Consider the following 14,026-nt stretch of genomic DNA (forward strand, 5'->3'; position numbering starts at 1 on the left):
CGGGGAGAGGAGCGCTCTCACCGATGGTTTCGCCAATTATCGGCGTCGCCTATCCACGCGACCGCAGCGCGTCGTTCAAGTTCCACATGTCCTTCTCCTCCGGCGCCGTTTCGAGCCCAAGCACGGGGATCTGCCTGCGCAGATGGTCGTGGTGGGTGCGCACTCCGTATTCGAGGTCGGAGAGGTAAAAACCCTCGAAGGCTTCCGACAGCATGGATTCGTTCGACCACACCGAAAGCTGGACATCCTCCGACATGGTGTCGCGGTCGATGCGGAAGGAGAGATAGCGGGCCGCAGCCTGCTCGCGGCTTTCGTCGCGATAGCGGTAAATGGCGCCGCGCAGCAGGGTCTCACCCGTCGACAGCGGGAACTCCTGATAGAACTGCACCGATTCCGGCATCACCGAGAGGACGGCATTGGGGAAGATGCCATAATAGACCCAGGCCTTCTTCAGATAGTCCGGCAGATGCGCCGGCTCCGGCGCGATCTTGACGTAGTTCCTTACGCTCCAGCGACGGCCGGCATGCGGGTTGTAGCTGGCGAAGGAGCGCGACACGCCGTTGACGAAGGGTTCGTCGAAATAGGTCGCGCCATAGAGGTCCTGCAGAGCCGGGTGCGCCATGGCGACGTGATAGCCCTCATTGTCGACGTCGCGCACCGACTTCCAGTTGACCGGAGTTTTCTGGGTCCAGATCCCCCAGGAGGGCACCATGTCGGCGGCCTTGTAGTGCGAGAATTCGGGCTCGATCGGCTTCATCAGCTCGGCGACGGAGGGCTGCGGGCCGCCAGCGCGGAAGCGAATGAAGATAAAGCCCATCCAGACCTCCAGATCGAGCGGCATCAGGCCGAACTCGGTCTTGTCGAGATCGGGAAAGGAACGCGGGCGGGCAGCGCCGCGCAACGTGCCGTCGAGATTGTAGACCCAGCCGTGGAACGGGCACACTAGCGCGTTCTTGCAATTGCCCTGGCTGTCGGCGACGACACGGCTGCCGCGGTGGCGGCACATATTGTTGAAACCGCGCACGACGCCGTCCTTGCCGCGCACGATCAGAGCGCGTTCGCCGACGACGTCCATGGCCAGGTAATCGCCGGCGTCAGGGATGTCGCTGACATGTCCGGCGATCTGCCAATGATTGCGGAAAACGTGCTCCTTCTCGAGTTCGAGGAGGGCATCGGAATGGTAGCTCCAGCCAGGCAGTCCCCGCCGGTCCCAATCGTTGGGAATGGCCACGTCACGGAGATGCGGGTTCATAAAACGTCTCTTCTTTTTATTGAATATCCGTTCAATATAATCATATTTTTCATTGAAATGCAATGGCTTGTGGAAACAGGCATATTTTCGAAAGAAAGTTGGCGCACCGATTTCAATCCAATCCGATGCAACGGCTCGCCCCGAAAACCCGGAGAATCCGGGCGTTAGCCCGGGTTCAAAGCTTGGTTCCGGCTGTTTTCGAAGCAAATCCTGCCAGGAGGGAGCCGAGACAAAAAGGGCGTCGCCGCACGTCTTGCCCGCTTGCCGGTCCGCCGAGCCGGGATCGGCTGCGCGAGATGCCCACTTGATGTGGTCTGGCCACGGGGCCGTTTCAAGGCGGTTACAATATCAGATTCACGCCAGCTTTCCGCTGATACAGAGCGCGACTAAGTTCGTTTTATCAAAAAAAGAAAGTCAACGAAGGGGATGATGATGCATGCGAAAGTTCAGATTGCCAGTAATGACCGCCGGTCCCAGGCTCCGGAGCGCGTTAGCCGCCGCCCGAAGCTGGCATTGCGCCGGCGCGCCAGCGACCACCCCATGGCGATGTTCATGGCGCTGGCTGCTTGCGCCTTCGCCGGCATGGCGTTCGCGCCGACGGTCGGCCCGGCCTTTGCTTCGCTCAATCCACCGGTCAACGTCGTCGGCGGCGCAATGACCACCACCAGAACCGCACGCCTGCCGATGCCGATGATCGACTTTGCCTGCAAGGGTCAGGCCTGGGGCGCCGAGAGCGCCGATTGCCTGCGGGCCATAGCCGAGCAGTCCGGAGCCCACAAAGCCCGTGCGGTCCGGATGATCGCCAATGCCGCGCCACTGACCAACACGCCGAATATTTTCTGAGTTTTGGCTGAAACGTTGTTCCGAAGCGGCTCCGCTTTGGATCGTGCCGCGGCGCTCCCCGAGCGCGTCCAGCGCTCCCTTCGGCTCCCGCCGCATGTCGGCCGGGGGCTTTTTTAACCGGTTGGTACGGTCTATCCCTTCGAAACCACCTGGTCGGCAATGGCGGAAAGCACGCTGCGCACATCCAGCGTGCTGAACGGTTTCTCCAGGATCTGCGGACGCTGCAAGAGCGGCAGCGCCTCGATTTCGGCCTTGGCGCCGATCAGGTCGCCAGTGACCAGCACGAAACGCCGCGCCAGTTCCGGTCTTTCGGCAAGCAACTCTCGATAGATGGTCATGCCGCTTGTTCCAGGCATGCGCAGGTCCGAAAAGACGATGTCGGGCGGCATGTGGCCAGCCAATATGGCTGTGGCCGTGTCCCAGAGGGGCGCGATCCGTGACTTGATGCCCATCAGTTCGAGTATGTCGGAGAGCGAACCGGCGACGTCGGGCTCGTCATCGATGATCAAGGCGTGGCGCAGCCCGCTCGATCGCGGCTGGCCCTCGCCGGCGATGGCGACGCCGGCTACAATGGCCGGCAGCTGGACGACGAAACGGGCGCCACTTGGCAGCACTTCCTCGAACCAGACATTGCCATTGTGCCGCTCGATGATCGATTTCGAGATCGACAGGCCGATGCCGGTTCCGACGCCGACCGGCTTGGTGGTGAAATAGGATTCGAAGATGCGGGACCGGATCGCTTCCGGTACGCCAGGCCCATTGTCCTCGACCGAGAAACCAGGATCGCCGCGCTCGCTGCGGAAGGTCCGCACCTTGATCAGCCGGTCGCCGCCTATGCCTGCCAGCGCATGCTGGCTGTTGATGAGAAAATTGGCGGCCACCTGGGTGACGTGATCGGCGTCGGCCATGGCCAGCAACGGGCCAGGCGCGAAATCGGTGTCGATGATGATCCCGCTCGAGCGCGCGCCGTAGGCGGTCACCTCGAGCGCCGCGCGGATCACCTGGTTAAGGTCCGTCTCGGCCCGCTCGGTCGGATGCAGCCGGACCATCGACAGGAAGCTCTTGACGATACGGCCGCAGCGCTCGGCGGCGGCGCGAACTTTCTCGGCGCGAACCTTGGTCTGCGGATCGGAGGCGAATTCGTGCAGCAGCGTCGACTGGGCGACAACCACGGCCAGCGGGTTGTTGAGTTCATGCGAGACACCCGCAAGCAGCGAACCCATCGCCGCCATCTTCTCGTTCTGGTGCAGCTTCTCGCGCTGGCGGTTGATCTCCTCCTCGGCGCGCAGCTTGTCGCGCAGGTCGCGGATGGAGCCGAAGATCAGGCGGCGGTCGGCGACTCGCATCTCGGTCGCCGTCAGTTCGATGGGGAAAATCTCGCCGGCGGCGTTCTGGGTCACCGTCTCGAGCCGCTGTCCGACCATTGGCGCGCCGCGGCCGGACATGTATTCGGCCCCCGACGCATAGCCCTTGCGGTAATAGATCGGCACGATGGTGTCGAGCAGGTCCTTGCCGAGGATATCGCTGCGCAGGAAGCCGAACATCTTCTCGGCGGCCGGATTGAATTCGACAATCGAGCCGGTCTCATCGATGACGAGGATGGCATCGAGCGAGGCTTGCAGCATGGTGCGGCGGATGACCTCGCTGGCGTGGGCGTCGGAGGGCGAGCGTTCGATCGCGTCGCCGATGGCCAGCGCGATGATGTGCAGCGTCGCTTCTTCCTCGTCGGTCCATTCGCGCTCCTCGATGCAGTCATTGACCGCCAGCGTCCCCCATAGGTGGCCATGCGCGAACACGGACACCGACAGGAACGATTTAATGCTCTGTTTTTCGAAATCGGCTCTCAGGAAGCCGTCCAGGTCGCGCGTATGGCCGGCGAAAATCTTGCCCTGCCGTTCATCCTCCTGCAGCCGTTCCAGCAGCGGATCGGCGTTGATGATCGACTGCACGATCACCGTCGGCGAGGCCAGCTCGCCACCGACCACGGGATCGATCCAGTAGGCGGCCACCGACTGGGCAAATCCCTGGCCGGGCAGTTCGCGCAGGCGGAACAGGATGCCGCGCTGGCAGTCCATTGCGCGGCAAAGCGTTTCCAGTATGGCTTCCATCTCGCGCTGCCAGTCGCCGGCCTCGCGCAGCCGCCGCACCACGCGCACGGCCGCCATCGCCGCGCCTTGCCGGCCGTCTTGCATGTCCGTGCCTGCTGCTTCAGCGGTCATTTTCAGCCATTGTTGCGGTGCCAAGCGGATTTCATGCGCCGCGTCTCAAATCCTTGTTTTTATGCGTTGTCCCAAAACCAAGAGCGTTTTTGGGCGACAAGTATTGCGACGGATCCGTCCACAGACCAGCACAGGCGCGGGAGCAATCCCCCGCGCCCACTTAGTGGCCGTCGCCGGCCGGCAGCGAGAAGATATAGCCTTCGCCGCGCACCGTGCGCAGGAATTTCGGGCTGGCCGGATCCGTTTCTATCTTCTTGCGCAGGCGCATGATGCGAATGTCGACCGCGCGCGAGGATTCCGGATCTTCGGTGAGGCCGATCGCTTCGGAAATGGCAGCACGTGTCAGCAGCCGGTTGGCGCGGGTCAGGAAAACCTCCAGCACGTCGAACTCGCTCTTGGCCATGTCGATCACCGCGCCGTTGGCGCCGGTGACCAGCCTGCCGTCGAGATCAGCCTGGAAGGAGCCGAAAGCGACGGAGCGGCGCGGATCGCTCGCCTTTTGGCCGTGCATCGGCGCGTGCTGCGGAACCCGGCGCAGCACGCTGCGGACCCTGGCCAGCACCTCGCGCAGCTCGTAGGGTTTGACGATGTAGTCGTCGGCGCCGAGCTCAAGTCCGACGATGCGATCAAGCGCGGTGCCGGCGGCGGTGGCATAGATGATGCCGATCGGCAGTCTCGAGCGCAACCAGCGGCCGAGCGATAGCCCATCCTCACCCGGCATGGCGATGTCGAGGATGGCGAGGTGGAATGATTGCGTTTCGACCAGGCTGCGCGCGGCGGCCGCGGTTTCGGCGGTCGCCACGTCATAGCCGGCGGCGCCGAGATATTCGGCGACCGCCTCTCTGAGATCGGGCTCATCCTCGACAATTAAAATTCTTGCCCGCACGATGCGCTCGCTCCCACTTTCGGTGGAAAGTAGATTGGGTATAAACATGATGTCCAGCACTCATATCGGGTTGCCAGGAAATGGTTGGAAAACATGGCTGCACGCGCCGTTATCGGGCTTATCTGCGTCGCCGACGTGGTGGCGACCGAACTCGCCGATCACCTTGAGCGGCGAGGCCACGACGTGCGTCAGGCGCGCCAGCCCTGGGAAGCGGAATCTATGCTGGCGGGAAAGGGCGTCGACGTCGTCGTCGTCGGTGACAGCCTCAGCCAGGCGGAGGGACGTGATCTGCTCAGGCGTTATGGCAGCCAAGGCGGGGGCGGTGAAGGCGGACCGGATTTCATCCTGATCTGCCGGCCGTGCGACCTCGTCGACAAGGTGCTGGCGCTCGAGCTCGGTGCGGCCGACGTCATCGAAAGTCCGCTCAATGTCAGGGAACTCGCCGCCCGCGTCGGCGGCCTGCTGACGCGGCGGGGCAGGGCCGCCCAGGAACTGATCGTGTTGGAGAACGCGACCGTCGATTTGAGGTCGGCCATCGTCATGCACCGCTCGGGCACGGAGGAGCAGCTTTCGCCCGGCCAGGTGGCGCTGCTTCGGCTGTTCCTGGCCAGTCCCCGCAAGGTGCTGACGCGCGACGACATAATCGCGGCGGCGCCGGCCGAGAATGTCGACGCTTTCGACCGCTCGATCGATTCGCGCATCGTGCGGCTGCGCCGCAAGCTCGATACGGAAGCCATCATCACCATACGCGGCGCCGGCTACCGTTTCGATCCGCCGGCGCAATTCGCCGATTGACGGCTGGGCGCTCACGCAATTCCTCTGGTTGAGCATCGGATTTCCAAACCGGTTTTCACCTCGGGCCCGATTGCCCTGTGCTCAGCGCACCACCAGTAGCGATGGCCCCGGCGGCATGTCGCTGCCTGCCGTGAACTCGCCTGCTTGCGCGCGCTCTTTCAAGAGCACGGTGGCGAGCCCGGCAAAGCCGAGCAGGCCCTGTGCGTAGAGCAGTGCCGAAAGCACCGAAGCTGCAAGTTTCGTTTTCATTGCGTCAATCCCCAGTAAATCATGTTGCGGCAGCTTGTTTTCCGAAGACCAACGCCCGTCTTGAGTGGGCGCGTGACGCCTCGGCATACTTCAGGAACTCCCGAAGTGCCCGCGCCGTCTACGGAGCCCCCCGTCACGGCGCGGGCCTTCGGTCCTCTCAGCAGCAAGTTGCCGGAGGGGCCGCGCAATGCCAGCAGCCGAAGGCCAACCCGCCAGTGGGCCTTGAGCCGGACGATGCGCAGGCTGGAACAATCCAGACCGTGGCACAAAACAGGACGGTATAGAGGGTTGAGATCTCACTCGAACTCATCGCCGCGAGGCTGGCCATGGAACCGTCGGCAACCGTGCCGGCGCCGCTAATGGCTGCTGCTGCGATGCTGATCCCGAGAAACCAGGACCGCATGTTCGTTTTCGTTCCCGTGGTCGTTGCCGTCTGCTTTCGTTACGTCAACTTTGCCGACGGCCTGTATCCGCTTCATGCCGCCGAAAATGCGCTTTGTTGCAGATTCTGTTTCGAAATAGGGCTCCAACCTTTCAGTTTTGGCTAATCCGAACTTTCGTTTCGGGCTGGATACCTATGTGCCTACTCCTGTCCAGGGTGACAGCGTCGATGTTCGCCATATGGGAACTTTGGCCCATTAACCAGAGGAAACATATTCGAAACACAAACGAGCATTTCACGAAATCTTTCCGAAACATGATGCAGGGATAAGCCGCTCATCGAATTTGGGGCCGGCCAGCCCGGCAGAGAGAGGGACATCATGCATACTGCTATTTCCGCCAAGCTCATCAACATCACCGCCGCCGCTGCCCTGACGGCTGCGGCGCTTCTGTTCGGCGCCGGCACGGGTACCGCGCATGCCGCCAACAAGATCGTGGCGCGCGTCTCGCTTTCGCAACAGGTCATGGAAGTCTCGGTCGACGGCCGCCCGGCCTTCGCCTGGAAGGTTTCCACCGGCGACAGGGCGCATGTGACGCCGACCGGCTCGTTTAAGCCGACGCGCATGCATGAAATGTGGTATTCGAAGAAGTACGACAACGCGCCGATGCCGCATTCGGTGTTCTTCAGCGGCGGCTATGCGGTGCACGCCACCTATGCCATCAAGCGGCTTGGCCGGCCGGCCTCGCATGGTTGCGTGCGGCTGCATCCCGACAATGCCGCCGATTTCTACCAGCTCGTCGAAACCTTCGGGCCGGCCAACACCAGCATCGTCATCGTCAAGTAGCTGGCTGGCAACGGATCGGCACAGCAGCCATATCCGTTCAGGGCTCCCGCCGGAACATTTTCCCGCGGTAAATCGAGCACAGCCAAAGAAAGAGGCCGGGACGTTTCGGCCTCTTTTCTTTGTTAGTTTTTGTTAGTTCGGCAATGCCGTTTCCATCAGCTCGGCAATGCCGGCATCAATTTGGGATCCGGCTTCTCGGCCAGCTGGGGCAAGTCCTTGCTGGCAATGAAGGTATAGAACATGGGCACGACGAAGAGCGTGAACATGGTGCCTACCAGGATGCCGGTGAAAATGACCAGGCCCATCGAATAGCGGGCCGCGGCGCCGGCGCCGCTGGACGTGATCAGCGGCACCACGCCAAGCGCCATCGCCGCCGTCGTCATCAGGATAGGCCGCAGCCGCACCTTGGCCGAAGCGATGATGGCGTCGCGTCGCCGCATACCGTGGATCTCGCGCTGCTGGTTGGCGAACTCGACCAGCAGGATGCCGTGCTTGGTGATCAGGCCGATCAGCGTGATCAGTCCGACCTGCGTGTAGATGTTGAGTGTGCCGAGGCCCAGATTGAGCGGCACGATGGCGCCGAAGATCGACAGCGGCACCGCCATCATGATGATCAGCGGATCACGGAAGCTTTCGAACTGCGCCGCCAGCACCAGATAGATGACGATGACGGCCGCCCCGAAGGCGATCAGGATCGTGTTGCCCTGTTCCTTCTCCTGCCTGGACTGGCCCGAATAGTCGATGAAGAAGGTGTCGGGCAGGCTCTCCCTGGCTATGTCCTCGAGGACTTTCAATCCATCGCCCGTGGTGACGCCGGGCAGCGGCAGCGCCGAGATCGTCGACGAATTCAGCTGGTTGAACTGCTCGATCGCGGCCGGCGACGCATTGGTCGAGATCTTCACCACCGCCGACAGCGGCACCATCTCGCCCGTTACGCTGCGCACGAAGTACTCGCCGAGTTTTTCGGGATTGTCGCGGAATTCTTTCGGCACCTGCGGGATGATGTCGTAGCTGTTGGAGTCGCGGTCGAACTGCGCCACTTCGGCGCCGCCGACCAGCAGCGTCAGCGTCCGGCCGATATCGGCGATCGGCAGGTTCAGCGCCGCGGCGCGGTCGCGATCGATGGTCACCGTCACCTGCGGCGCGTCATAGGCCATCGAATTCTGCACGACGATGAAGCGGCCGGAGGCCTGTGCCTTGTTCTTGATCTTCTCGGCCACGTCGTACACTTCCGAGGAGTCGCCGGTCGATCGCACCACCAGGGCGATGGGCAGGCCGCCGCCGGAGCCCGGCAGCGTCGGTGGCGCAAAGACGAAGGCCTGGACGCCCGCCACCTTGGCGAGACGGGCTGTGATGTCGGCCTGCAGCTCCTTCGAGTTGCGCTTGCGCTCCGCCCAGTCCTTGAAGGCGAAACCGACGAACGCACTGTTCGTCGTGCCGCCGAACGCGACGGCCGAGAACTGCGCCCGCGTTTCGGGAATATCCTTCACCAGACCGAGCATCTGGTTGACGTAAGTCTCGGTGTAATCGGATGTCGCATAACGCGGCGCCGTTACAAGCGAGAGCAGGAAGCCCTGGTCTTCTTCCGGCGCCAGTTCGGTTGAGGTCTTGGTGAACATGAAGCCGGTCACCCCGACAAGCGCCAGCACGATGATCAGCGTCAGCGGGCGATAGTTGAGCGACCCGGTGACGGCCCGCTCATAGACGTGCTCGACCCGCGCGAAAGTGCCGTCGACAATGCGCTGGAAACGGCCTGGCGTGCCGGACTTCAGCAGGCGCGCCGACATCATTGGCGTGATGGTGATGGCGATCACGCCCGACAGCACCACCGAGCCGGCGAGCGTGACGGCGAATTCGCGGAACAGCGCGCCGGTCAGGCCGCCGGTGAAGGCCAATGGTGCGAACACCGCGGCCAGCGTCATGGTCATGGCGACGATGGCGGTGGCGATCTCGCGCATGCCGTTGAAGGCCGCCTGCATCGGCGACATGTGGTCCTCTTCCATGTGGCGGTGGATATTCTCCACCACCACGATGGCGTCGTCGACGACGAGGCCGATCGCCAGAACCATGGCGAGCAGCGACAGAAGATTGATCGAATAGCCCACCGCGAACAACAGGAAGCAGACGCCGATCAGCGACAGCGGGATGGTGACGATGGGCATCATCACCGAACGGAAAGAGCCAAGGAACAAAAGGATGACGACGACGACGATGGCAACGGCCTCGCCGATGGTCTTGAACACTTCGTCGATCGAGGCGCTGATCTGCCCGGTCGCGTCGTAGACGATCTCGATCGTCATGCCTTTCGGCAACGTCTCCTGGATTTGAGGCACCAGCTTGGTGAGCGCCGCCGCCGTGGTCAGGGGATTGGCAGCCGGGGTCGGGAAGATGGCGAGGAAGGTGCCTGGCTTGCCGTTGAAGGAAACCCTGGTGTCGGTATTCTCGGCGCCCAGTTCGACGCGGGCGACATCGCGCAGCCGCACCACATTGCCGTCGGTCGAGCGCAGCGGCAGTTCGGCGAAGGCTTCCGGCGTCTGGAGCGTCGAGCGCACGGTGATCGAGGAGACGACATATTCGTTCTCGGTGTTGCCGGGCGCCGACAGGAAGTTGGAGTTGTTGATCGCCGTCAGCACTTCCGATGCGGTCACACCGCGCGCGGCGAGCCTGACCGGATCGATCCAGACCCGCATCGAGTATTCCTGGGCACCGAAGATCTGCACGTCGGCGACGCCTTCGACCGTCGACATGCGGGGCCTGATGACGCGTTCGATATACTCGGTCAGCTGCTCCTTGGTCATGTTCGGGTTCTGCATCGAGATGTACATCATCGCGAATTGCTGGCCCGTGCCCTTGACGATGACGGGATCCTTGGAGGCGTCCGGCAAGGTGCCGCGCACGCCCTGGACCTTGGACAGCACTTCGGTCAGCGCGACGTCCGGGTTGGAGCCGAGCTTCATCTGCACAGTCACGGTGCTGGAGGACGGTCGGCTCGACGACGTGACGTAATCGATGTTCTCGGTCGAGGCGACGGCGCGCGCGATCGGAGCGGAAATGAAGCCCTGGATCAGGTCGGCGCTGGCGCCCGGATAGGCCGTCGTGATGGTGATCGCGGTTTCGTCAACCTTCGGATACTGGCGGATCGACAGGCTGAATATGCCCTGGAAACCCAGGAGCAGGATCATGCATGCAAGGACCGTGGAGAGGACGGGCCGGCGAATGAAGAGATCGGAAACGCTCATTGCTGGTCGGCCTGCTTGTTCGCCGATTTGGTTGGGTCGATGGTGTTGTCGACGTTGACGGACATGCCGTTGAAGAGGCGATTCTGACCTGCCGTGACAACCTCATCGCCCGCCTTGAGGCCTTCGACGATCTCGACCATGCCCTCGTTACGGCGGCCGGGCTTGACGAATACCTGCGACAGGACCAGGGCAGGCTGCTCGCCCCCCGCGGCCGGCTTGGCCTGATCGGCGGCGGCCTTGTCCGCTGGTTTTGCCGCATCGGCGGCAGGCTTCGCGGCTTCGGCCGGTTTGGCATCGGCCGCGGGCTTGGCGTCCGCCGGCTTGTCGGTCGCCGCCGCGGCGGGGTTTGTCTCCGGCTTGGTCGGCTGCGCCTCGGCGGGCTTTGCCGGGTGCACCACGAATATGTAGTCGCCATAGAGGCTGGTGGTCAGCGCCGTCTGCGGCAGCGCCAGCACATTCTGCTCCTCGGGCAGTTCGACACGCACTTGCACGAACTGGCCGGGGGTCAGCTTGCCTTCGGGATTGGCGACTTCCGCCCGGATGTTCACCAGCCGGCTGGACGGGTCGATCTTGGGATCGATACCGCGAATGGTCCCAGCAAAAGGCATGTCGCCGCCGCTGAGGCCCAGCCGAACCGTCTGCCCGATCTTGAGCAGCGGCAGTTGCTGTTCGGGAACCGTGAAGTCGACCCGCATCGTGTCGAGATCCTGCAGCGTCACCACGGCGGTGCCGGGCGCCAGATATTGGCCTAGATCGATCTTGGGGATGCCGACGGTTCCAGCAAAGGGCGCCGTCAGCTGCTTCTGGTCGAGCACTGCCTGAAGCCTGTTGACCTGGGATGCCGAGGCGGACGCGGCCGCACGTGCGGTGTCCAAGGTCGAGTCCGAGCCGACACCGCGCTTGGTCAGTTCGAGTGCACGGGTCAGCGATGTCTGATCGAGCGCCGCCTGCGCCTTCTGTGCCGCGAGATCGGCACGCTCTACGGCGTCGTCGAGCTGCAGCAGCACCGCATTGGCCGCCACTTTCTCGTTGGCATGGAAGGGGATCTCCTTGACGATGCCGGCGGTCTCAACCGTCAGGTCGACACCGCGCACGGCGCGGACCGTGCCGATCGCCTCGATGCCCGGCGTCCAGTTCGACGGCTTGACGATGGTTGTCGACACGGTTGCCGCTGGCGGCTTCATCGTGGCGAAATATTGCTTAATGCCGTTGTCACGCAGGAAATTGAACCCGACGATGCCGCCGACCACGATGACGAGCACGGCCAACACAAGAATGATGATAACGAAACGGAGTATGCGCTTGAACAAGGAAGTCCCCTCAGTCGAAATCCGGCGCGAAGCGCGGATATCGGGACACATATCGACTGCGGGCCCCGATTTCAAATGACCGCGGTCTTACTGTACCGTCTGGACGGTCTTGTCAATTGGGCCTAAGCTTGCGATGGGAGGCGCCATGAAAGCCCAACGAACGAACTCGCGCGAGAGGATTCTCGCTGCGGCGGCGGACGTCGCACGGGAATCCGGTCCCGGTAGCCTGTCCCTGGATGCCGTCGCCAGCCGCGCCGGCGTATCAAAGGGCGGACTGCTCTACAATTTCCCGACCAAGGCCAAATTGATGCAGGGCCTGGTCGAAGGCTATCTGCGCGAATTCGAGCAGGCGCTAGAGACCGCCAGCAGCAACGACAATGGCGCAAATCCGCTCGCCGTCTACATCAGGCTTTCGGCCAAGGATTGCGAGGACAAGCAGCCATCGGCGTCGTGGATATTTTCGGCGATCGCCGAGGATCCGGACTTCATGTCGCCGATAAAGACGTTCAAGCGACAACTCTTCCAACGACTGAAGAGCGAGACGCCGGATCTCAAGTCGCTGCTGGTCTGCTATCTCGCCATCGAGGGCCTGCGCAGCATGAACCTGTTCGACGCGGATGTGCTTTCCCCAGACGAGCGGCAATTGCTGGTGTCGTCGCTGCTGGAAATCGCCGGGTCGCCCGATGTCGGTCCTGCCCGGGCCAAGCGACCCTGACGGACCATCAGGGCCATTTGACCTATGGCCAGGGCGCCGCGGCCGAACTCGTCGCCATGGTGACCATCGGCATGGCCGACAGGCTCGGCCTGCCGGTGTCGACGACCCATGTGCTGTCGTCCGGCATCGCCGGAACCATGGCGCCAATGGCTCGGGCCTGCAATGGTCGACGGTGCGCAACCTGCTGCTGGCCTGGGTGCTGACGCTGCCGTGCTCGATCACGCTGGCCTTCGTGCTGTTCATCATCTTTCACCAGGTGTTCTGAGCCGGGGCAGGCACTTTCAGAAAAAAAGGCAGGCCGGTCGCCGGCGCTGCTTTTTTCTTTGCGCGAGGCTCTGTCATTATCATGCTGCGACGCACAATTATATCGTCATCTTCCCTCCCACTTCTCGCGAGATCGCCATGGCTTCCCTGTCTTCGAAAAACGCCCTCGTCACCGGCTCGACCAGCGGCATCGGCCTGGCTATCGCCCGCGCCTTCGCCGCCGAAGGCGCCAATCTCACCATCAACGGCCTGGGCGACGCCACGACCATCGAGCAGGAGCGCGCCGGCATCGAGAAGGATTTCGGTGTCAAATGCCGCTACTCCGACGCCAACATGATGGACGGCGCGGCGGTCAGCGCCATGGTGCATGAGGCGGAAGAGGCGTTCGGCAGCCTCGACATTCTGGTCAACAACGCCGGCATCCAGCATGTCGCGCCGATCGAGGAATTCCCGGACGACAAATGGGAAGCGATCATCCGCATCAACCTCGTGTCGGCCTTCTACGCGATAAAAGCGGCGCTGCCTGGCATGAAGAGCCGCAAATGGGGCCGCATCATCAACACGGCTTCGGCGCATGCGCTCGTCGCCTCGCCGTTCAAATCCGCCTATGTCTCGGCCAAGCACGGCATATCAGGCCTGACCAAAACGGTGGCGCTGGAAGTCGCGCAGGACGGCATCACCGTCAACGCGATCGCGCCCGGCTATGTCTGGACGCCGCTGGTCGAGAAGCAGATTCCCGACACCATGAAGGCGCGCGGCATGACCGAGGAACAGGTCAAGCGCGATGTGCTTCTGGCCGCACAGCCGACAAAGGAATTCGTCGCCGTCGAGGACCTTGCCGCCCTGGCGCTGTTCCTGTGCTCGGATTCAGCCAGGCAGATCACCGGCACGACCTTGCCGATGGACGGCGGCTGGACGGCACAGTAAAGCCCAGGCGAGGCGTTCTGTTCCCGGCTGATGCCGCAGGCGCCGGCAAGCGGTTGCAAGAGGCACCGGACCGGTCGGTCCTCCTGTTTATGCACCACCCG

At 62.9% G+C, this 14,026-nt stretch carries 12 protein-coding genes and 1 pseudogene; 7 read left to right on the forward strand and 6 right to left on the reverse strand.

The features are described from left to right. Window positions 1-49: 49 nt before the first annotated feature. Complete coding sequence (locus FJ942_RS27260; RefSeq protein WP_140500615.1) at window positions 50-1,252, reverse strand: aromatic ring-hydroxylating dioxygenase subunit alpha; 1,203 nt, start codon at window positions 1,250-1,252, stop codon at window positions 50-52. A 432-nt stretch (window positions 1,253-1,684) separates the two neighbouring features. Between FJ942_RS27260 and FJ942_RS27265 the strand changes: the two genes are divergently transcribed. Next, on the forward strand, window positions 1,685-2,095 hold the full coding sequence (locus tag FJ942_RS27265; protein WP_140584504.1) for a hypothetical protein: 411 nt from the start codon (window positions 1,685-1,687) through the stop codon (window positions 2,093-2,095). 131 nt (window positions 2,096-2,226) lie between these two features. On the opposite strand, the gene FJ942_RS27270 is transcribed toward FJ942_RS27265, so the two are convergent. Further along, window positions 2,227-4,314 carry a sensor histidine kinase gene (locus tag FJ942_RS27270; protein ID WP_181170051.1) on the reverse strand — a complete coding sequence of 696 codons (2,088 nt, stop codon included), beginning with the start codon at window positions 4,312-4,314 and terminating at the stop codon, window positions 2,227-2,229. Between the two features lie 160 nt (window positions 4,315-4,474). Beyond that, a complete protein-coding gene (locus FJ942_RS27275) occupies window positions 4,475-5,248 on the reverse strand; it encodes a response regulator transcription factor (RefSeq protein ID WP_181167426.1) in 774 nt (257 codons plus the stop codon). A 45-nt stretch (window positions 5,249-5,293) separates the two neighbouring features. On the opposite strand from FJ942_RS27275, the gene FJ942_RS27280 reads away from it, so the two are divergent. Further along, window positions 5,294-5,995: a response regulator transcription factor gene (locus FJ942_RS27280; protein WP_140500617.1), complete on the forward strand. Its 702-nt coding sequence runs from the start codon at window positions 5,294-5,296 to the stop codon at window positions 5,993-5,995. Window positions 5,996-6,076: 81 nt separating this feature from the next. Here the strand turns inward: FJ942_RS27280 and FJ942_RS27285 are convergent, their stop codons facing one another. Next, window positions 6,077-6,244: a hypothetical protein gene (locus tag FJ942_RS27285; protein WP_140561603.1), complete on the reverse strand. Its 168-nt coding sequence runs from the start codon at window positions 6,242-6,244 to the stop codon at window positions 6,077-6,079. Between the two features lie 326 nt (window positions 6,245-6,570). On the opposite strand from FJ942_RS27285, the gene FJ942_RS28640 reads away from it, so the two are divergent. Then, complete coding sequence (locus tag FJ942_RS28640) at window positions 6,571-6,792, forward strand: hypothetical protein (protein WP_181170053.1); 222 nt, start codon at window positions 6,571-6,573, stop codon at window positions 6,790-6,792. Window positions 6,793-7,005: 213 nt separating this feature from the next. Then, window positions 7,006-7,470 carry a L,D-transpeptidase gene (locus FJ942_RS27295; protein WP_140525489.1) on the forward strand — a complete coding sequence of 155 codons (465 nt, stop codon included), beginning with the start codon at window positions 7,006-7,008 and terminating at the stop codon, window positions 7,468-7,470. A 155-nt stretch (window positions 7,471-7,625) separates the two neighbouring features. Here FJ942_RS27295 and FJ942_RS27300 read toward each other — a convergent pair whose 3' ends face one another. Both FJ942_RS27300 and FJ942_RS27305 read right to left on the reverse strand, forming a co-directional pair. Beyond that, the gene (locus tag FJ942_RS27300) at window positions 7,626-10,709 is read right to left on the reverse strand and encodes an efflux RND transporter permease subunit (protein WP_140525490.1); all 3,084 of its coding nucleotides are present in this window, start codon (window positions 10,707-10,709) and stop codon (window positions 7,626-7,628) included. Beyond that, a complete protein-coding gene (locus FJ942_RS27305; protein WP_140525491.1) occupies window positions 10,706-12,019 on the reverse strand; it encodes an efflux RND transporter periplasmic adaptor subunit in 1,314 nt (437 codons plus the stop codon). Before FJ942_RS27305 ends, FJ942_RS27300 begins: the two co-directional genes overlap by 4 nt. Before the next feature lie 145 nt (window positions 12,020-12,164). Between FJ942_RS27305 and FJ942_RS27310 the strand changes: the two genes are divergently transcribed. The 3 genes and pseudogenes from FJ942_RS27310 (at window position 12,165) to FJ942_RS27320 (ending at window position 13,925) form a co-directional block, all read left to right on the forward strand. After that, entirely contained in the window at window positions 12,165-12,734 is a 570-nt protein-coding gene (locus FJ942_RS27310; RefSeq protein WP_140517913.1) for a TetR/AcrR family transcriptional regulator, read from the forward strand. 14 nt (window positions 12,735-12,748) lie between these two features. Next, window positions 12,749-12,999 (forward strand): annotated as a pseudogene (locus FJ942_RS27315) (inorganic phosphate transporter); the annotation flags it as partial. Window positions 13,000-13,136: 137 nt separating this feature from the next. Next, on the forward strand, window positions 13,137-13,925 hold the full coding sequence (locus FJ942_RS27320; protein WP_140561607.1) for a 3-hydroxybutyrate dehydrogenase: 789 nt from the start codon (window positions 13,137-13,139) through the stop codon (window positions 13,923-13,925). The last annotated feature ends 101 nt before the right edge of the window (window positions 13,926-14,026 follow it).

The organism is Mesorhizobium sp. B2-4-2 (genome assembly GCF_006442845.1).
Lineage (GTDB): Bacteria > Pseudomonadota > Alphaproteobacteria > Rhizobiales > Rhizobiaceae > Mesorhizobium.